The organism is Paraburkholderia sediminicola (genome assembly GCF_046026855.1).
GTDB classification, from domain to species: Bacteria; Pseudomonadota; Gammaproteobacteria; order Burkholderiales; family Burkholderiaceae; genus Paraburkholderia; species Paraburkholderia sediminicola_A.
Map to the genome: position 1 here is coordinate 66344 of NZ_JAQQET010000043.1, position 18799 is coordinate 85142.

The window sequence follows — 18799 nt, forward strand, 5'->3', positions numbered from 1 at the left end:
TCGAATCCGGTTCTGGCGTCAGGCTGATTGAAAGTGCGTGCTGGACACGCTCGCCGCGCAAGCGCTACCGGCGGTATATTCGAAAGGATATAGCGATAAGCAGAATAAAACGTTCATGTGCGGCGATGATGGATCAGTCGTTTGGGCGGACGAGAACGGGCTCAGCGCGTGATTTACGCTGACTGGCAGCGGGTGCTGCAGCGATAGTGCGGCCGGTGGCGTGCCAGACGACGGCAGGCGCTGTATCGCCGGCTGCCCGCGCATGCTGCTCCAGAACGTGCCCGACGCTCAGGCCGATAAATGCCGTGTCGAGCCGTTCGAGTTCCGCCACCACCTTGCGTAACGCGGCCAGGTCGTTGCTGAACGCATCCGAGAAAATCGCGTCGCGAAGTTGCTCGGCCGAGCGCGCTTCCTCGATCGAAGCTTTCAGATCGCGCAGACGGGCGAAAGCCGCCGCTTTGGCCTGCTCGGCCAGGATCGACAGCAACTGATTCAGTGAGTGCGAGCCCGAGGTGCCCACCGATGCGAAGTTCAACTGGTCGTCTGTCAGCATCAGCACAAAGCGCTGCACGCTGCCGTAAAGGCGTCGGTAGGCATCGACGACATCGCGGATCAGCTCGGCGCGGCCGCGTTCGGACACCGACTTCACCGCAACGATAGTCGACGAAAGCTCTTTCGGGGCGCGTCCCGCCGGGTCGGACAAGGTGGCTCGCAATGTGGGTCGACTACGCACCGCTACTGGCTCCTGCTTGCTTGTTTCGCTTCGTCGTGCGCGATCGGCGGGTGGCCCGACGCGCTCCACGAGAGCATACCGTGATATTCGACAGGATATAACGAAAGCCGCCGCGAGGGTAGCGGAGGCCTGCTTTACCTGCTTCGTGCGAACTCGAGAAACGCTTGCACGGCGGGCGCCCGCTCGAACTTCCGGTAAGCAATGGCGATTTCCGAAGCAATGGGTTTGCCGGCAATGCTTCGGTAGACAACCCCCGGCAGGGCGATGCAATCGGCCAGCGTATGCGGCACGACCGCCACATTGCCGCCTAGCGATACACAGGCCAGCACCGCCGCGAGCGTGCCGGGACGCGACCCGAGCCGCGGCGAAAAACGCCCCCGCCGTGCGACTTCGAAGGTGCCGGCTTCCTGTTCGGGCAGCACGAAATACTGGTCGCGCAGTTGCGACGGTTTGATGCCTGGCGAGCGAGCCAGTGCGCAACTTTCCGGCAGCGCAAGGACAAAAGTATCCCGGTGCACGGTGGTTGCCTGAATCCCTTCGACAAGCGGCATGGGCGGGCGCACGTAGGCTGCATCGAGCAGACCGTCACGCAGCATCTCGGCCGCGCTGTCCATCGGCACCTCGCGAATCGAAATGTCGACGCCCGGATATTGAGCACGAAAGCCGCCGACCGCCCGCTGCAATACGCCTGCATAGAGGGCCGAAGCCACGTAGCCGACTTCGATCTTTCCCAACTCGCCGCGCTCGGCGAGAATCGCGCGCTCTTCGCCGCGCGCGAGGTGCTCGAGCGCACTGTGCGCTTCGGCGAGGTAGGCGTTCCCTGCCGCGCTCAACGCGACCGACCGCTTGGTGCGGTGAAACAGCCGCACGCCGAGCAGCTGCTCCGCTTCCTGGATCAGCTTGGTTAGCGTTGGCGCCGCGATGCCTAATTCATCCGCGGCGCGGGAGAAGTGCAGATGCTTCGCGACGCAAACGAATGCGTGGATATGGCGAAGTTCGAGCTTTCGCATGGTTTTCGGTATTTCCGCTGAAGCTAATTATTTTGTGATTTTATGCCAATGACAGGCAATAGGCGCTTCGTTACCATCGAGTGACTTCGATTCGATTCCACCTGCCTGCATGTCATCCACGTCCGTCCGTCCCACGCTGCCCGCACAGTTGCCCGGCTCGAAAGGTGCAAAACCCGTCAACCCCGCGTTCGTGCTGGCCACCGCATCGGCGAGCTGCGCGCTGATCGTCCTCGATACCAATGTCGTGGCCGTCTCTTTGCCGTCGATTGCGCGCTCGTTTCACGCGAGTTTCGCCGATGTCGAATGGGTGGTCAGTGCGTATATGGTGGCTTTCGCGTCATGTCTGCTGCCCGCGGGCGGTCTCGCCGATCGCGTCGGCCGCAAGCGGATGCTGCTGCTCGGCCTCGCGGTGTTCTTTCTGGCATCGCTGGGTTGCGGGGCGGCGCCATCGGCGGCCGTGCTCAATGTGGCGCGCGCGGTCAAGGGCGTCGGCGCCGCGATGCTGCTCACCGCGGCGCTCGCCGTGATCGCGAATACCTTTCACGAAGGTCCGGCGCGCGTGCGCGCATGGGCCGTGTGGGGCACCTGCATGGGCCTCGCGACGACGGTCGCGCCGCTCGTCGGCGGCGTGATTACGCAATGGCTCGGCTGGCGCTGGATCTTCCTGCTCAATCTGCCCGTGTGTGCGGTACTCGCGTGGTGCGCGTCACGCGCGATTCGCGAGTCGCGCAATCCCGAACCTGGCCCGCTCGATGCCGCCGGCAGCATCCTCTTCGGCGTTGCGCTCGCGCTCGGCATCTGGGCGCTGATCGAGGTGCCGACCGACGGCCTCGCGAGCTGGGCAACCGGCGCGAGGCTCGCGGCATGCGCGCTGCTGTTCGGCGCGTTCGTCCAGGTGCAACGCTCGCGGGCACACGCGATGGTCGACCTTGCTCTGTTCCGCCAGCCGCGCTTTGTCGCCGCCGTGCTCGCGATGTTCGGCTACGCCGCTTGCGCGCAGGTGATGATGACGTTTTTGCCGCTCTATCTGCAGAACGCGTTCGGTCTGTCGGCGGTGGCGGCGGGCGTCGGCATGCTGCCGTTCGCGCTGGCGATGGTGGTTGGGCCTTATGTCGGCGCGGCGCTCGCGAGGCGGATGTCGGGCATGGCGTTGCTGTCGACAGGCTTGTTGCTGATTGCGGCCGGCAATCTGCTGACGGCGTTGGTCGCCGGCGACGCGTGTTATGCGCTGGTGGCGCTCGGCATGGTCGTGACCGGGTTGGGCGCGGGGATCATGAATGGCGACACGCAGAAGGCCATCATGGCGTGCGTGCCATCAAACCGAACCGGTATGGCGTCCGGTATCAGCACGACGACACGCTTCACGGCCATCGTCACCTCGGTGGGCGTGCTCGGCGCGGTACTCGCGGCCCGCACCCACGCTGCGTTCGTGGCCGGCACGCAAATGACGCCTGATATCCGCGCCGCGCTCGACGCGGGTTTCATGTCGCGCTTGCTGGCTGGCGATATGGCGCAGGCCACCGCGCATCTGCCGTCCGCACTGCGGGGCACGGTGGTGTCGGCCGCGCACGCGAGTTTTGCCAGCGGCTTTGCCGCGGCGCTTTATCTGGTTGGCGCGGCTGCGGTGTCGATTGCCGCCGGAATCTGGCTGCTGGGTCGCAAGGGCGACGCGGTACGGGTGTCTGGAGTTGCGGCGAACGGATAGGTGGCTGCGGGCCCGGCAGCGGGTTTGTCGTCCGGCCGGACTTCGCCGCCCCGGACAGTTGCGTTGCCGCTCGGCTGGGCCTCGTCGCCCCGGACAGTTGCGTTGCCACCCGCCGGGCTTCACCGCCCCGGCCGCCCCGTTTTCCGATATTGTGCTGCTCGTGCGCGCTCAAACCTCGACGCACGCTCCTTTCCGGGCCGTTTACGCGGCCAGGCAACGCACAGCACAAGAAAATGAGCCATCCCAACACCGAACTGATCGAGCGTTTTTACACCGCGTTCCAGCAGCGTGACGCCGAAACAATGGGTGCCTGCTATGCCGACGACGTGGTCTTCAGCGATCCGGCATTTGGCGAGTTGCGCGGCGACGAGGCGCGCGACATGTGGCGCATGCTGGTGGCGCGCGCGCAGGACTTTTCTCTGACCTTCGACGGCGTCGAAGCGGACGACCTGAACGGCCGCGCCCACTGGGTCGCCCGTTACACATTCACTCAGACGGGCCGTACGGTGGTCAACCGCATCGATGCGCGTTTCGTGTTTCGTGAAGGCCGCATCGCCGAACATCGCGATACCTTCGACCTCTGGCGCTGGGCCCGTCAGGCGTTGGGGATCAAGGGCGCGCTGCTCGGCTGGACACCCTTCGTGCAGCGCGCAATCAGGGCGCAGGCGAGAAAAGGGCTCGACCTCTATCGACGCAGACAGCGCCGCGCCTGACAGGACAACCCGGCGCAATACACCGAGTCTTGCTATCAGCCGGCCAGTTGATGCAGTATTTCGTGACATGGACAAGCGGGGAGCTGTATGCCGGTAGTGGATGCGTCATGGGAAGCATGGCTGAGCAGCAACGTAGCGCGCGGTTGCAGCATCGATTCGATGATCGACGCGATGGTGCAAGCCGGTTTCGCCACAGAAACCGCGCGCGCGGAAGTGCACAAGGCGTTCGGTAAGAACCCGGCCGATGCAGCGGGTTCGCCGCCTGCAGCGACCGAGGCGGCGCTGGCACAAACCGCACCGCAAACGTACCAGTACGACGAGCCGCCCGTTGCGCGCGGCAATGTCATCCGTGCTCACGATCGCGATGTCCGCGTGTTGATGCGCTGCGAGCGGCCGCAAGTGATTGTGTTCGCGGATGTGCTGTCGCCTGACGAGTGCAACGAGATGATCGAACGCTCGCGCCATCGGCTGAAACGCTCCACCACGGTCAATCCCGTCACCGGCAAGGAAGACGTGATCCGCAACCGCACCAGCGAAGGTATCTGGTACCAGCGCGGCGAAGACGCGTTCATCGAGCAGATGGACCGCCGTATATCTGGCCTGATGAACTGGCCGGTTGAAAATGGCGAAGGGCTGCAGATTCTGCATTACGGCACGACCGGCGAGTATCGTCCGCATTTCGACTACTTCCCGCCCGATCAGGCCGGCAGCGCGGTGCATACCGCCCAAGGCGGCCAACGGGTGGCGACCCTGGTGATCTATCTGAACGACGTACCCGACGGCGGCGAAACGATTTTCCCCGAAGCGGGCATGTCAGTCGCGGCGAGGCAAGGTGGGGCGGTGTATTTCCGCTATATGAACGGCCAGCGTCAACTCGATCCGCTGACCTTGCACGGCGGTGCGCCGGTGCTCGGCGGCGACAAATGGATCATGACGAAGTGGATGCGCGAGCGGGCCTACGGCTAACGCGCGCTATTTGGCCGCGTGACCCGCGGCGGTTTTTCCTGCCGTGCCGGCTGACAGTTGCTGCAATACGCTGCGCGCGCTGACGCAGCCCATGCGCATGATCATCAGGCCGATCGCCGCGCCTGCCACGTGGTCGAGCATCGGCATACCCGCCATGCTGCCGGCCACACCCAGCGTCGCGACCAGCGCGGACACCGCATCCATGCGCGCATGCCATGCACTTGCCAGCAGAATCGCCGAGCCGGTGCGCTGGCCTTCGGCGCGCATATAGCGGAACAGCGTTTCCTTGGCGATCGTGACGAACCCGCTGACGGCGAGTGCGCAGACTTGCATCGTCGTGTTGCCGCTCAAGGTGGCGGTTTGCCCGATGCTGTGCCAGAGCATTTCGGCTGCCGTGGCGATTAACAGCGCGGCGATGAAGAGGGATGCCACGGCTTGCGGGACGTTGCTGTCCCCGTCAGGCAGCGTTGCATTCGAGCGTTTCGTGCTGAGGAACAGCACGATAAGCACGATGCTGTCGGCCGCCAGGTCGCTCAAGGTGTGGACGCCGTCCGCGAACAGCCCGTCCGAATGTGCGGTTAAGCCGATGGCGATCTGCATCGCCATGAGGAATGCGTTGAGCAGCGCGCTGGCGGAGGCGGCTTTAAGCAAGGCGGCCGCCCTTGATGGTGCGGCTGCGGCTTTCGCGCTCGGAAGGCTGTGGCATTGGGTCGGGACGCGTTGAGTTGTCGCAGGAAAGTACCCGTCCAACGTGGCGCGCCGATGACAGTGCGGTAACGGCTGCCGGCAATCAGATGCACCAGGTCCGCTCAAGAGTCTGCGAGCCGGAAATTTCGTAGCTGCCAATGCGTCGCATCCGACGCTGAATGCGTTTCAACCAAGGCCCGTTTCCGAATCGTCGCGTGAATTGCGACGGGATGGCCACCTATCATCCTGTGCTTTCGTCAGCATCGCTCGAATGGCCGCACGCCCGGTCCGCGTGCTGAGCGAGCGAACTTCGGATGTGGGATGAAACGTATGCCTGTCGTAAATGATGCCGTGAAAACCTGGTTGAACAGTCACATCGACCGGGGCTTCAGCCCTGCGGCGTTGGTGGATGCGATGGTGGGTGCCGGCTTTGAATCGGAACTCGCGCGAGCCACGGTGAACGCTTCGTTCGATGCTGCCGATGCTGCCGATGCGGCACGCGCGGCAGCCGCTGCCACGCCATGCGGTATCGAGGCGGCCGCGGGCCAATACCGCTACGATCTGGCGCCGGTCGCCGCGGGCAACGTGATTCGTGCCTGCGATCGTGACGTCAAGGTACTGATGCGCTGCGAGCGGCCGCAGATCGTCGTATTCGCCGACGTGATGTCAGACGAAGAGTGCGACGAGATGATCGAACGGTCGAGGCCGTTGCTTAAGCGGTCCACCACCGTCAACCCTGAGAACGGCTCGAGAGACGTGATTCCTAATCGCACTAGCGAAGGCGCCTGGTATCACCGCGGTGCGGACGCTTTCCTGGAACGGCTCGAACAGCGCTTTGCCAGTTTGATGAACTGGCCGGTTGAGAATGGCGAAGGCTTACAGGTTCTGAGGTACGGGATTGGCGCCGAATATCGGGCGCACTTCGATTATTTCCCGCCGTCGCACACGGGGAGTGGCGTGCATATAGCGCGCGGCGGGCAGCGGGTCGCCACGCTGGTTCTGTATCTCAACGACGTGGCCACCGGAGGGGAGACTTTTTTCCCCGACGCTGGCGTGTCTGTTGCCCCTCAGCGGGGTGGCGCTGTCTATTTCCGCTATATGAACGGTGCGCGGCAGCTCGATCCTTTGAGCTTGCATGGCGGCGCGCCTGTTCTGGAAGGCGAGAAATGGATTATGACCAAGTGGGTCAGGGAAGCGGTGTTTGCTTAGTGCTCAAGCCATCGCTCAAGCCGTCTTGTAAACGTCCGGGTTGTGCCGTTCCATATAGCGCTCCGGTGTCGTCAGTTCCTTGAAGCCGTGCGGTTTGTAGACGTGGTGAGCGTCTGTCGTTACCAGCACGACTCTGCGCAAGCCGGTCAGAGATGGGCTGGCGAATACGTGCTTCATCAACGCTGACGCATATCTCTTGCCGCGATACGCCGGCAGCACGAACACATCGCACAGGTAGGCGAACGTCGCCTGGTCCGTTATCAGGCGAGCAAATGCGATCTGCTTGCCTTCGATATACGCGCCGAAACATAGCGACCCCGCTATCGCCCGGTCGAACGTCTCGCGCGGCATGCCCTTCGCCCATGCTGTCTCCTGCGACAGGAACGCGTAGATCATCTCTATGTCGAGGTCGGTCTTGTTGCTCGAAATCGTCAGCTCGTTGGCTTGCACCGCGTGTCTCCGCCTGTTCCGGTTAAGCAATCAAAGGATGCGGCGCCGGTTCGGCGGCGCCGCTTCAACTCCAGCGTCAAACTCTTCCATCACGCCCGCTTTGCGCTCAGCTCTTCGCCGGGTCCTCGACGCTGCGCGAACCGCCGCCGATGCTCTGTCCGGCGTCGTGCGCGAGACCCAGGTAGCCGATCACGGACACCAGCGTCAGCACACCGGCAAACAGAAACGCCAGGCGGAAATCGTCCAGCGTGAAAACACGCCCGGTCGTCTCGCCATTGAAGACCGCTGCTGCGCGCAGCGAGACGGCGCCAAAGGCAATGCCCAAACCGATCGTCATCTGGGCGGCAGCGCTCCATAGCGTGCTCGCCGCGCTCATCTGCGGCTGTGCGACGTCGGCGTAGGCGAGGGTGGCAAGCGTTGAGAATTGCATCGAACGCGCTACGCCGTAAATGAACACGACGAACAGAACCAGCACGAGCGGTACATTCGGTGTCAACAGCCCGCAGGCAATGATGAATACGCCGGCGACCGCCACGTCGACAATCGACACCATCCGGAAACCGTAGCGTTGCAAGATGCGTGTGGTCAGCGCCTTCATGCCGAGATTGCCCAGCGCGCTCGCCAGTAACAGGAGCCCCGACTTGAACGCCGACAACCCGAAGCCGACCTGGAACAGCAGTGGCATCAGATACGGCACCGCGCCAATGCCGATGCGGGTGAACGAGCCGGTTACCACCGTCACGGAAAAAGTCGGGATTTTCAGCGTGGAGACGTCGATCAGCGGATGCGGGTGACGCTTCGCATGCTGGAACGCCACTACGCCCATCAGCAATCCGCCGGCGATGAACGCGCCAGCCACCCAGGGATTCTCACCGGGCTGGCTCGCGAGTTCCGCGCCGTACAGGATCGCCGTCAACGTCGTGGCGCTCAGCAGGAGGCCGACGACGTCGAGCGGCTTGCGTTCGGTGCCGCGCAGGTTCGGCACCAGCGCGAGCGCAACGGCCATCGCAGCCAGACCGAACGGCACGTTCAGCAGAAAGATCCAGCGCCAGGACGCATAGGTGGTGATGAAGCCGCCCACCGGCGGCCCGATGACCGGCGCGGCAATGGCCGGCCATGTGATGGTCGAGATCGCCTGCATCATCCGGCTCTTCTCCGTGTTGCGGACCACGATCAAACGGCCCACCGGCACCATCATCGCGCCGCCCATGCCTTGCAGCAGTCGCGCGGCCGTAAATTCGGTCACGTTCTGCGACAGGCCGCACAACACCGAAGCCACCGTGAACACACCGATCGCGCTGAAGAACACGGTGCGCGAGCCGCAGCGGTCGGCGACCCAGCCGCTCACCGGGATGAAAATCGCCAGCGCCAGCATATAAGCTGTCATGCCGAGGCTCAGGCTGTTCGGTCCGACGCCGAACGAGTGCGCCATCTGCGGCAAGGCCGTGGCGATCACCGTGGTGTCGAGATACTCCATGAAAAAGGTGGCTGCGACGATATACGGCAGCCAGCCGATATGCGAGTTGCGTGCGCCAGCGGTCATGGCACCGTCCTCGCCACCTTGCCACTGCGTGTGAATTCAATGACGCCTTTAGCGTGCCGGTATATCCCGCGCGATTGTTTTGACTTCATGTTTTCTTGCGACTACCTTTTCGAGAGCGTGTTTAAGCTGTCACCTCCAGCCGCCAACCCTGCATCGTAACGCAACAATTCGTGGCAGGTAGCGGCGCGCGCCAACGCACGGCGGCATGCAGCGGCCTATGACGGCGCACCGCAAAGCACGGCGGCAACAGCAATCGCGCGCAGCCACACGCAGCTACGCACGACCGCATACGCCGGCACGCAGCGGCACCGGTGCCAGGTGCCGTACCGGAAACACAGCTTGTCCCGCCGCTCAGTCCTTTGCTGCGTATTCGCGATCGAGTTTGTCGTACAGCGGCTTGTTCACAAGGCGCTGGCGTTCGCTGAACGGTGCGACCAGGGTGGCGTCTTCGTCGAGGCGGCCATTGCTTTTCAGCGTGCCGAGCGCGCGTTGCATGCCGAGCACCGCGCCTTGCAGCGCCGCGTTGGCGTACAGAACGATGCCGTAGCCGAGCTTGGCGAGCGCTTCACGCGATTGCACCGGCGTCTTGCCGCCGATCACGATGTTGATCAATTGCGGCTTGTCGAACAGCGACGGCAAACGTTCGATGTCGGCAAGCGATTCGGTCGCTTCGATAAACAGAATGTCGGCGCCGGCCTCGATGAAGCGATGGCCGCGTTCGATCGCGTCTTCGATGCCGTGAACCGCAGCCGAATCGGTGCGCGCCATGATCTGCAGGTTGCCGTCTTCGCGGGCGTCGACCGCCGCGCGGATCTTGCCGACCATTTCACTGGCGCTGACCACTTCCTTGCCGGCGAAGTGGCCGCATTTCTTTGGCATGACCTGGTCTTCGAACTGGATCACGTCGGCGCCGCTGCGTTCGAGCACGCGCACGGTCTGGCGCACGTTCAGTGCGTTGCCGAAGCCGGTGTCGGCATCGACGATCAGCGGCAGCGCGACCGCGTCGCGAATCCGCGCGCAATGCTCGGCGACTTCGGCGAGGCCGATGAAGCCGAGATCGGGCAGCCCGAGCGACATGTTGGTGACGCCCGCGCCTGTGATGTAGATCGCCTCGAAGCCGGCGTCTTCAATCACGCGCGCGCTCATTGCATTGAAGGCGCCCGGCACGAGCAGGCCCGGGCGTTGATTGACCTTGGCGCGGAACGCGGCGCGGCGGTTAGCGGAAGTGCTCATGATGATGTGTCTCCAGTTGGGGAAGTCGGTGATAGAACGCTGAACTGAAATTGCAGGAAGCATGCCATTCGCCGGTTCCCAGAATTTGTGCCGAACAATCAGCAGCTTGGCCAGAAAAGGCGTGACAGCGTGGTTCATGGCAGAATGGCGGCATGTTCCATGAAACGTTTCATGGAACGTTCCAGCCACGAGCGGAGCGTTGCAGTGTCCACTTTCTTGTCGTCTCTTGCCAATCCTGATTCTGGCCGCCCTGGCGTCGCACTGGTCAGTATCAGCCGCCTGCAATCGCTTTGCGAAACGGTCGCGCCTCGTTACACCGGGCGGGCCCGGTTCTTTTCGGTCCGGGAAGGTTATGGCGCCGCCGTCACGGCCTTGCAGGCCTATGTGGACGCGGGTTCGGTCGATGTCGTGCTGGCCGCCGGATCGAACGGCGCCTACCTGCGCGACAACCTGAGCGTGCCGGTGGTGATGGTCAAGGTGAACGGCTTCGACGTGTTGAGCGCAATCACCCGCGCCACGACGACCTGGCCCGGCGCGCCAATTGGCCTGGTCCTGCACGAAACCATTTCACACGAACTCGCGGACCTGAGCGCGTGGCTGAACGTCGACCTGAAACAGCGCGCCTACCGCTCGGTCGACGAAGTGCGGCTCGCGGTCGGCAATCTGGCGGCAGAGGGCTGCAGCGTGATCATCGGCCCCGGCATGGCCTGCGATTTTGCCCAGCAAGCCGGTCTGGAGAGCGTCTTTCTGTACTCGCTGGGCGCGGTCGAAGAAGCGTTCGAACGCTCAGTTGAGTTGGCGCGCGTGAGCCGCCAGAAGGAATCGAAGCGGGTGCGCCTGAACACGATCGTCGCCCATCTGCGCGACGGCGTGGCCGCCTTCGACGATGCCGGTCAGCTCGAAGCGGTCAATCCGGCGATGCTCGATCTGCTCGGGCTCGATCGCGATCAGGACGTCCCGGCGCAATTGACACGCGCCGTCGGCCCGTTGCTGCGCGAGACACTCGAGCATGACATGCCGGTCGAGGAGCGCATCGAGCAGATCGGCGGCCGCGCACTGATCGTCAACTGCGTGCCGATCGTCGAGCAAGGCTTGCGTTCGGGCTCCGTGGTCACCGTGCAGGATGCGCTGATCGCGCAGCGGATCGATCGCTCGCTGCGTACCAGCCAGCGGCCGAAGCATCTGGTCGCGCGGCACCAGCTGGAGGATCTGGTCGGCAACTCGGTGGCGCTCGAACGGGTGCGGCGGCTTGCACGCGCAGGCGCGGCTCACGACGCCACCGTGCTGTTGAGCGGCGCAAGCGGCACCGGCAAGGAACTGGTCGCGCAGGGCATCCACAATGCCAGCCGTCGGCGCGGCAATCCGTTTGTCGCCTTCAATTGCGCGGCGCTTCCCGAAGGACTGATCGAAAGCGAACTGTTCGGTCATGAGGAAGGCGCGTTCACCGGCGCGCGCCGCGGCGGCAAGCCCGGCCTCTTCGAAATCGCCCACACCGGGACGATCTTTCTGGACGAAATCGGCGAGATGCCGGCGGCGTTGCAAAGCCGGCTGCTGCGGGTGTTGCAGGAGCGCGAAGTCATGAAGCTCGGCGCCGGGCGCGCGACTCCCGTCGATGTGCGGGTGATCGCCGCCACGCATCGCGATTTGCACGCGCTGGTCGAGCAGGGCGTGTTTCGCGCGGATTTGTATTTTCGTCTCAACCTGCTTCAGATAGAATTGCCGCCGCTGCGCGAAAGACGTGGCGATGTCGCGCAACTGGCGCGGCACCTGTTAAGCCGCAGCGCGCTCCAATATGGGCTGTCGGGCGGCGCGCCCGAGCGGGTGCTGACCTTCCTCACCCCCTTGTTCGAGCACTATGCGTGGCCCGGCAATGTGCGGGAGCTGGAAAATCTGCTGGCGCGCGCCGCGATTTATCTGGGCGATTCGGCCGGAGAGAGTGGGCAGGATCTGCAGACGGTGTTTCCGGAATTCGGCCGGATGCAGCAGGCGGCGGCCTTGAAAGCGTCTGCCGCAGTGCCCCCTGGCACCGGCGATGTTCCCGCCCGCGCGTCACCCAACCGCGAGGACGTTATACGCGCCCTCGAACATGCCGGCGGCAACCGCGCCGCGGCAAGCCGGGCACTGGGAATCGGCCGCACCACCCTTTGGCGGCTCATGAAGAGCTGATCCCGCGCAATAGCCGCCAGCAGGTCGATAAATAGCGTGTGACTATCACTATCATTAAAACAATCCGCTTTACCTATTAAGCGTCGTCTGACATACTGACTCCACTTTCCAACCACTCCGAAAGAGGACTCAGTAAATGCCGATCATCAATAGTCAAGTCAAACCGTTCAAGGCACAGGCTTATCACAAGGGCGATTTCGTGACCGTCACTGAAGAAAGCCTGAAGGGCAAGTGGTCGGTTTTCGTTTTCTATCCGGCTGACTTCACGTTTGTTTGCCCGACCGAACTGGGTGACCTGGCCGATCGTTACGCCGAATTCCAGAAGCTCGGCGTTGAAATCTACAGCGTGTCGACCGATACGCACTTCACGCACAAGGCATGGCACGACACGTCGGACACGATCCAGAAGATCAAGTACCCGATGATCGCCGACCCGACCCTGGCCATCTCGCGCAATTTCGACGTTCTGATCGAAGAAGAAGGCCTGGCGCTGCGTGGCACGTTCGTGGTCAACCCGGAAGGCGAGATCAAGCTGTGCGAAGTGCACGACAACGGCATCGGCCGTGACGCCGGCGAACTGCTGCGCAAGGTGCAGGCTGCACAATACATCGCGGCTCACCCGGGTGAAGTTTGCCCCGCCAAGTGGACGCCGGGCGCAGAAACGCTGACGCCGTCGCTCGACCTGATCGGCAAGATCTAAGGTCGAAAAGACCCTCGCAGTAGGCGCCTTACGGCGCACCGCTGTGCGGACCGCTTCTTACCGCGGTTCGCACGCCCCCGGGCTGCGCGCTTCCTATCCGGATGCGTGCGGCACCTGGGACCCAACACCCTCGTCACGGAATCGAAAGCCATGCTGGACGCCAATCTCAAGACTCAGTTGAAATCCTACCTCGAAAAGGTTAGCAGGCCTATCGAGATCGTCGCGTCGCTCGACGACAGTGCGAAATCGCAAGAGCTGCTGGCATTGCTGAACGATATCGCGACGTTGTCGGAACGCGTTACCGTGATCGAGCGTCGCGGCGACGAAGCGCGCAAGCCGTCGTTTTCGATTGGCGAGCCGGGCAAGGCGACGGGCATCCGTTTCGCCGGTATTCCGATGGGGCATGAATTCACGTCGCTCGTCCTCGCGCTTTTGCAGGTCGGCGGCCATCCGGTCAAACTCGACGACGCGGTGATCGAACAGATCCGTAGTCTCGACGGCGACTATCAATTCGAAACGTATTTTTCGCTGTCATGCCAGAACTGCCCGGAAGTCGTGCAGGCGCTGAATGTGATGGCGCTGATCAACCCGCGCATCCGCCACGTGGCGATCGACGGTGCGCTGTTCCAGAACGAAGTCGAAGCGCGCCAGATCATGGCGGTACCGACCATGTTCATGAACGGCGAAGTGTTCGGCCAGGGCCGCAGCGGCGTGAAGGAAATCCTCGCGAAGCTCGACACCAATGCCGGTGCGCGTGCGGCTAAGGAACTGGAAAAGAAGCCGGTGTTCGATACGCTGATCGTTGGCGGTGGCCCTGCGGGCGCGGCTGCGGCGATTTATTCGGCGCGTAAGGGTATTGCGACGGGTGTCGTGGCGGAACGCTTCGGCGGCCAGGTACTCGATACGCTGGCGATCGAGAACTTTGTCTCCGTGACAGAAACGGAAGGGCCGAAGTTCGCCACGGCGCTCGAACAGCACGTGAAGAGCTACGAAGTCGACATCATGGACGTGCAGCGCGCTGAAGCGCTGATCCCGGGCCGCATCAATGAAGTGCGTCTGGCAAATGGCGCGGTGCTGAAGGCGAAGACGATCATTCTGGCGACGGGTGCCCGTTGGCGCGAAATCAACGTGCCGGGCGAGCGCGAGTACCGTAACCACGGCGTGGCGTACTGCCCGCACTGCGACGGTCCGCTGTTCAAGGGCAAGCGCGTTGCGGTGATTGGCGGCGGCAACTCGGGCGTCGAAGCGGCGATCGATCTCGCGGGTATCGTGCGTGAAGTGACGCTGTTCGAATTCGGTGCGCAACTGCGTGCTGACGAAGTGCTGCAACGCAAGCTGCGCAGCCTGGCTAACGTGACGATCGTGACACAGGCACAGACCACGGAAATCACCGGCGACGGCAAGAAGGTCAACGGTCTGATTTACAAGGACCTGCGTTCGAGCGAAACGAAGAATATCGAACTCGAAGGCGTGTTCGTGCAGATCGGTCTTGTGCCGAACACCGAATGGCTGAAGGGCACGGTCGAGTTGTCGAAGCACGGCGAGATCGTCGTCGATGCACGCGGCGCGACCTCGGTGCCGGGCGTGTTCGCTGCCGGCGACGTGACCACGGTCCCATTCAAGCAGATCGTGATTGCGGTGGGTGAGGGCGCGAAGGCATCGCTCTCCGCGTTTGATCACCTGATTCGTCACGGCGACGAGGTTGACGACGTGGTGAACGAAGCGGAAGCGGAGCTGGCAGCTAGCTGATCTTTGGTTTTGGTGGTGAACGCGAACGGCGGCCTTCGGGCCGCCGTTTTTGTTTACGGTTGAAACCGGACCCCCTCAATGCGGGCCTTACCGCCGGGTGATTTCGACCGACCGCCCAGTGCACTGCAGCATCCCGGCAAACACCCGTTTCATTCACCCGCTCGAAGCCCACCCTGAATGCCACATCAGCGGCCCCTTTGTTTGGAGCCTCCCACCTGGGCCAATTCCTTGGCTATCCAACCCGTCAGGCCATATAAATCTGGGAGTCGGGCACGGTCCCGCCGACATGCGTACTGGCTCGCAAGCGCACAGCTTGCCGATACCAGGCGACATAAAACAAGGAGGGAGACAATGGCAACATCGCAAGCGGCCCCGGCTCGGTGGGTCGACGGCAAACGCTATTTGTGGCTACTCGGTGCGCTCACCATCACCTTGCCGCTGAATGCGGCCAATCTGGCCTTGCAAACCGGCTGGCACATTTTCTGGTGGTTCGGGCCGATTTTCGTGTTCGGCATTATTCCCGTGCTCGACTATCTGATCGGCGACGACCCGAGCAATCCACCCGAGGACGTCGTCGCCACGCTCGAAAGAGAGCGCTATTACCGCCGCGTGGTCTATCTCGCCACCTTCATCGAATACGTGTCGTTCGTCGGCGCGCTGTGGATCGTCGGCACGCACTCGCTGACGTGGTACGACTATCTCGGCTTTGCGCTCTCGCTGGGCGCGGCTACCGGCGTATCGATCAATACCGCGCACGAGCTCGGCCACAAGACCGATGGTTTCGAACGATGGCTCGCCAAGATCACGCTGGCGCCGGTCGCCTACGGTCATTTCTTCGTCGAACACAATCGTGGACATCATGTGCGCGTAGCGACACCACCTGACCCGGCGAGTGCGCGCTACGGCGAATCGTTCTGGCGTTTTCTGCCGCGCACAGTGTTCGGCAGCATCGCGTCGGCGTGGCGCCTCGAGAAGCATCGGCTCGAACGTCTTGGCAAATCGCCCTGGACATGGCGCAATGAAGTCCTGCACTCGTGGGCTATGACCGTCGTGCTGTGGGGCGCGATGATCGCGCTGTTCGGCAAAACGGTGATTCCGTTTCTGCTGATCCAGGCGGCGTACGGCGCCTCGCTGCTCGAAGTGGTCAATTACCTGGAGCACTACGGACTTGGCCGCAAGCAACTCGCGAGCGGCCGTTATGAGCGCTGCCAGCCGCAGCACTCATGGAACAGCAATCGCATCGTGACGAATCTGTTTCTGTACCAGTTGCAGCGTCACGCCGATCATCATGCGAATCCGACGCGTTCTTATCAGGCGCTGCGTCATTTCGACGGCGCGCCGCAGTTGCCCTCCGGCTACGCGACGATGATCATGTTCGCGTATGTGCCGCCACTGTGGTTTCACGTGATGAACCCACGTGTGGTCGCGCATTATCACGGCAATATGGCGCAGTCGAATATCCGGCCGGCAATTCGTGAGCGCGTGTTGGCGCAGTTTGCCGGTTAGCGTGGATTACTTGATACAAAGAAAAGCCGCCTGGCCAATGCCGGGCGGCTTTCTTGTGGAACTGATCGAATAGCGGCAGCGCAGCCTTAACGCCGGTCGATCGAATACTTGCCGGCGCCGGTCACGCACAACAGCAACAGTCCACCCATGATGCTGATGTTCTTGTAGAAGTTGATCATGTTTTCGTACTGCATCGCACCCGTCATGTTCCAGTAGTGGTGGCCGATGATCGCCGTACCCAGCGTATAGAGCGCCAGCAGCAAAGCAAGTGGCCGCGTGTAGAAGCCCACCAGCAGCGCAATGCCCACAACAAACTCCATCACCACGGCTATGATCGCCGACAACTCAGGCGCCGGCGCGCCGGTCGACGTCATGTAAGCGACGGTGCCGGAAAAGCCGGTCAGCTTCGACCAGCCGAACATCACGAATAGCACCATCAACAGGATACGGGCGACGAGAATGACTGCGTCTTTCTGGTTTTCAAATAACGTATAGCGCATGATTTTTCTCTGTAGGTAAGGAAGGGAGCGGCTCGCCGCAAAGTTCGCCGCGAGCCGTGCTCAAGCCGGCCAGGTCTATCGACAGGACCAGGCCGCTTAAGCCCACAACTCTGACATCTCGATGTTACGCAGATCGAACACCAACACTTCCGCGTCGTGACCTTGCATCAAGGTGAGGGCTTCTTCGCCGCGCACCCGTGCGCCGTCGCCTTCGCCAAGTTCGACGCCGTTCACCGTGACGCTGCCGCGCGCCACGTGAATATAAGCATAGCGATTGTCGGCCAGTTCGAGACGTGCGGTTTCGTCGCCGTCGAAAAGACCGGCATAGACCCGTGCATCCTGTTGCAGCACTAGCGAGTCTTGCGCACCGTCCGGCGACATCACCAGACGCAACATACCGCGCTTCTGGTCCGCGCCAAAGTGACGTTGCTGATAGCGCGGCGCGGTGCCTTTCTGCGCCGGTGCAATCCAGATTTGCATGAAGTGCACGGGCTCGCTCTTCGAATGGTTGTATTCGCTATGCGCGACGCCGGTTCCCGCGCTCATCAACTGGATGTCGCCAGGCACGATCACCGAGCCGGTGCCCATCGTGTCTTTATGTTCCAGCGCGCCTTCCAGCACGTACGAAAAAATTTCCATGTCCCGGTGCGGGTGCTTGCCGAAACCTTGCGCCGGTGCGACACGGTCGTCGTTGATCACGAGTAGGTCGGAAAAGCCATTCTGCTTCGGATCGTGATAGTTCGCGAAGGAAAACGTATGACGCGAGCTAAGCCAGCCGTGCTCCGCGCGGCCGCGTTGATTGGCGTGTCTGATTTCAAGCATCGTATTTCTCCCTGGTTCTGGTTGTGCGATCCGGCCAGTTGTTTGTCCGCGATCCATGAATGACAGTGTAGGTCAATCAGGATGGTTATAATCGGATATAAATAGGAAACACTGTCTCAATCAGGTGGACAACAAAAATGCAACTCGATGACATGCGGATCTTCGTCGCCACGGTCGACGCCCATAACTTCACCGCGGCGGCAAAGCGGCTGGCGCTGTCGAAGCAGTTCGTCAGCCGGCGCGTGATGGCGCTCGAAGAGGCACTCGGCGTGCAACTGTTGATCCGCAATACGCGCAAGCTGGCCGTAACTGAACTGGGCCAGGAGTTCTATGAGCGTGCGCGGCGCATTCTCGGCGAGGTGGAAGACGCTGAGCAGGCAATGTCGCTACGCCGCGCCGGGCCGCGTGGGCTGTTGCGGGTCAGTGCGCCGATGTCGTTCGGGATGACATATCTGTCGCCGTTGGTGGCGAACTTCCTGCGCGAGCATGGGGACGTGCGTTTCGATATGGAGTTGAGCGATCGCACTGTCGACGTGGTGGGTGAGGGGTTCGATATGGCGATCCGGATCGGCACGTTGCCGGATTCGTCGCTCATTGCGCAGAAACTCATCGATGTCAGGATGGTGGCATGTTGTAGCCCGGGGTATGTGCGGCGGCGTGGGGCGCCGCTTCATCCTGCCGATCTGGCGCGGCATTCATGTTTGCTGTATGGGCATGGCGGGGCGGTGAGTTGGGATTTTGTTGTTGATGGTGTTTCGAAAGGGTTTGAAGTGCATGGGCCGCTGCGGGCTAATAATGGGGAGCTGATTCGCGATGCGGCAGTGGCTGGGTTGGGGATTGTTCGGCTTCCTGATTTTATTGTTGCTGATGCTGTTCGGGGTGGGAGGTTGGTGAGCGTTCTGGACGGGTTTTTACCTTCGGTGGCTAGTGTTTATGCTGTTTATCCGCAGCATCGGCAGAGGTCTGTCACGATTCGGGTTTTTGTTGAATTTTTGCGGGAGCATTTGGGGAAGGGGTTGGTGGGTTGATTTTTTTTGCCTGTGTGGCGCTTGTCTGTGTTTTTATGGTTTTGGCCTTTTCTTGCTTTCTTAGTGGTCTATTAGCGTT

17 protein-coding genes are annotated in these 18799 nt (G+C 62.2%); 9 read left to right on the forward strand and 8 right to left on the reverse strand.

Translation table 11 applies throughout. From position 1 onward, the window contains the following. Nucleotides 1-133: 133 nt before the first annotated feature. Entirely contained in the window at nt 134-733 is a 600-nt protein-coding gene (locus tag PQR40_RS34250; protein WP_408336452.1) for a hypothetical protein, read from the reverse strand. A 134-nt stretch (nt 734-867) separates the two neighbouring features. After that, a complete protein-coding gene (locus tag PQR40_RS34255; RefSeq protein ID WP_408336455.1) occupies nt 868-1743 on the reverse strand; it encodes a LysR family transcriptional regulator in 876 nt (291 codons plus the stop codon). A 109-nt stretch (nt 1744-1852) separates the two neighbouring features. Here PQR40_RS34255 and PQR40_RS34260 point away from each other — a divergent pair, with 109 nt between their 5' ends. The 3 genes from PQR40_RS34260 to PQR40_RS34270 all read left to right on the forward strand — a co-directional run bounded on the left by PQR40_RS34260 (nt 1853) and on the right by PQR40_RS34270 (nt 5127). Next, nucleotides 1853-3448 carry an MFS transporter gene (locus tag PQR40_RS34260; protein ID WP_408336458.1) on the forward strand — a complete coding sequence of 532 codons (1596 nt, stop codon included), beginning with the start codon at nt 1853-1855 and terminating at the stop codon, nt 3446-3448. A 233-nt stretch (nt 3449-3681) separates the two neighbouring features. Next, on the forward strand, nt 3682-4161 hold the full coding sequence (locus PQR40_RS34265; protein ID WP_408510794.1) for a nuclear transport factor 2 family protein: 480 nt from the start codon (nt 3682-3684) through the stop codon (nt 4159-4161). 87 nt (nt 4162-4248) lie between these two features. Continuing rightward, entirely contained in the window at nt 4249-5127 is an 879-nt protein-coding gene (locus tag PQR40_RS34270) for a 2OG-Fe(II) oxygenase (protein WP_408510795.1), read from the forward strand. Between the two features lie 6 nt (nt 5128-5133). Here the strand turns inward: PQR40_RS34270 and PQR40_RS34275 are convergent, their stop codons facing one another. Beyond that, complete coding sequence (locus PQR40_RS34275; protein ID WP_408510796.1) at nt 5134-5778, reverse strand: cation diffusion facilitator family transporter; 645 nt, start codon at nt 5776-5778, stop codon at nt 5134-5136. A gap of 366 nt (nt 5779-6144) precedes the next feature. On the opposite strand from PQR40_RS34275, the gene PQR40_RS34280 reads away from it, so the two are divergent. Next, the gene (locus PQR40_RS34280; protein WP_408510800.1) at nt 6145-7023 is read left to right on the forward strand and encodes a 2OG-Fe(II) oxygenase; all 879 of its coding nucleotides are present in this window, start codon (nt 6145-6147) and stop codon (nt 7021-7023) included. Between the two features lie 15 nt (nt 7024-7038). Here the strand turns inward: PQR40_RS34280 and PQR40_RS34285 are convergent, their stop codons facing one another. The 3 genes from PQR40_RS34285 to PQR40_RS34295 all read right to left on the reverse strand — a co-directional run bounded on the left by PQR40_RS34285 (nt 7039) and on the right by PQR40_RS34295 (nt 10249). Then, nucleotides 7039-7473 carry a GNAT family N-acetyltransferase gene (locus PQR40_RS34285; protein WP_408510797.1) on the reverse strand — a complete coding sequence of 145 codons (435 nt, stop codon included), beginning with the start codon at nt 7471-7473 and terminating at the stop codon, nt 7039-7041. A gap of 106 nt (nt 7474-7579) precedes the next feature. After that, a complete protein-coding gene (locus PQR40_RS34290; protein ID WP_408393278.1) occupies nt 7580-9016 on the reverse strand; it encodes an MFS transporter in 1437 nt (478 codons plus the stop codon). Nucleotides 9017-9367: 351 nt separating this feature from the next. Next, the gene (locus PQR40_RS34295) at nt 9368-10249 is read right to left on the reverse strand and encodes an isocitrate lyase/PEP mutase family protein (RefSeq protein ID WP_408393281.1); all 882 of its coding nucleotides are present in this window, start codon (nt 10247-10249) and stop codon (nt 9368-9370) included. Nucleotides 10250-10420: 171 nt separating this feature from the next. On the opposite strand from PQR40_RS34295, the gene prpR reads away from it, so the two are divergent. The 4 genes from prpR to PQR40_RS34315 all read left to right on the forward strand — a co-directional run bounded on the left by prpR (nt 10421) and on the right by PQR40_RS34315 (nt 16370). After that, nucleotides 10421-12415 carry a propionate catabolism operon regulatory protein PrpR gene (prpR, locus tag PQR40_RS34300; RefSeq protein ID WP_408393284.1) on the forward strand — a complete coding sequence of 665 codons (1995 nt, stop codon included), beginning with the start codon at nt 10421-10423 and terminating at the stop codon, nt 12413-12415. Between the two features lie 136 nt (nt 12416-12551). Next, nucleotides 12552-13115, forward strand: coding sequence for an alkyl hydroperoxide reductase subunit C (gene ahpC, locus PQR40_RS34305; protein WP_408239888.1), 564 nt, complete (start codon nt 12552-12554; stop codon nt 13113-13115). A gap of 150 nt (nt 13116-13265) precedes the next feature. Continuing rightward, nucleotides 13266-14864, forward strand: coding sequence for an alkyl hydroperoxide reductase subunit F (gene ahpF, locus PQR40_RS34310; RefSeq protein WP_408510798.1), 1599 nt, complete (start codon nt 13266-13268; stop codon nt 14862-14864). Nucleotides 14865-15215: 351 nt separating this feature from the next. Beyond that, a complete protein-coding gene (locus PQR40_RS34315) occupies nt 15216-16370 on the forward strand; it encodes an alkane 1-monooxygenase (RefSeq protein ID WP_408239897.1) in 1155 nt (384 codons plus the stop codon). An 86-nt stretch (nt 16371-16456) separates the two neighbouring features. Here PQR40_RS34315 and PQR40_RS34320 read toward each other — a convergent pair whose 3' ends face one another. Continuing rightward, nucleotides 16457-16870, reverse strand: a complete 414-nt coding sequence (locus PQR40_RS34320; protein WP_408336489.1) for a DoxX family protein — start codon at nt 16868-16870, stop codon at nt 16457-16459. Nucleotides 16871-16966: 96 nt separating this feature from the next. Further along, nucleotides 16967-17692 carry a pirin family protein gene (locus tag PQR40_RS34325; protein WP_408336492.1) on the reverse strand — a complete coding sequence of 242 codons (726 nt, stop codon included), beginning with the start codon at nt 17690-17692 and terminating at the stop codon, nt 16967-16969. Between the two features lie 137 nt (nt 17693-17829). On the opposite strand from PQR40_RS34325, the gene PQR40_RS34330 reads away from it, so the two are divergent. Then, nucleotides 17830-18720 carry a LysR family transcriptional regulator gene (locus PQR40_RS34330; protein WP_408336495.1) on the forward strand — a complete coding sequence of 297 codons (891 nt, stop codon included), beginning with the start codon at nt 17830-17832 and terminating at the stop codon, nt 18718-18720. Nucleotides 18721-18799: the final 79 nt, after the last annotated feature.

Bases quoted from the DNA above. Each gene is read 5' to 3' on its own strand.
- PQR40_RS34255 (WP_408336455.1), bottom strand. From the start codon at position 1,743: ATGCGAAAGCTCGAACTTCGCCATATCCACGCATTCGTTTGCGTCGCG.
- PQR40_RS34260 (WP_408336458.1), top strand. From the start codon at position 1,853: ATGTCATCCACGTCCGTCCGTCCCACGCTGCCCGCACAGTTGCCCGGC.
- PQR40_RS34265 (WP_408510794.1), top strand. From the start codon at position 3,682: ATGAGCCATCCCAACACCGAACTGATCGAGCGTTTTTACACCGCGTTC.
- PQR40_RS34270 (WP_408510795.1), top strand. From the start codon at position 4,249: ATGCCGGTAGTGGATGCGTCATGGGAAGCATGGCTGAGCAGCAACGTA.
- PQR40_RS34280 (WP_408510800.1), top strand. From the start codon at position 6,145: ATGCCTGTCGTAAATGATGCCGTGAAAACCTGGTTGAACAGTCACATC.
- PQR40_RS34290 (WP_408393278.1), bottom strand. From the start codon at position 9,016: ATGACCGCTGGCGCACGCAACTCGCATATCGGCTGGCTGCCGTATATC.
- PQR40_RS34295 (WP_408393281.1), bottom strand. From the start codon at position 10,249: ATGAGCACTTCCGCTAACCGCCGCGCCGCGTTCCGCGCCAAGGTCAAT.
- prpR (WP_408393284.1), top strand. From the start codon at position 10,421: ATGGAACGTTCCAGCCACGAGCGGAGCGTTGCAGTGTCCACTTTCTTG.
- ahpC (WP_408239888.1), top strand. From the start codon at position 12,552: ATGCCGATCATCAATAGTCAAGTCAAACCGTTCAAGGCACAGGCTTAT.
- ahpF (WP_408510798.1), top strand. From the start codon at position 13,266: ATGCTGGACGCCAATCTCAAGACTCAGTTGAAATCCTACCTCGAAAAG.
- PQR40_RS34315 (WP_408239897.1), top strand. From the start codon at position 15,216: ATGGCAACATCGCAAGCGGCCCCGGCTCGGTGGGTCGACGGCAAACGC.
- PQR40_RS34320 (WP_408336489.1), bottom strand. From the start codon at position 16,870: ATGCGCTATACGTTATTTGAAAACCAGAAAGACGCAGTCATTCTCGTC.
- PQR40_RS34325 (WP_408336492.1), bottom strand. From the start codon at position 17,692: ATGCTTGAAATCAGACACGCCAATCAACGCGGCCGCGCGGAGCACGGC.
- PQR40_RS34330 (WP_408336495.1), top strand. From the start codon at position 17,830: ATGCAACTCGATGACATGCGGATCTTCGTCGCCACGGTCGACGCCCAT.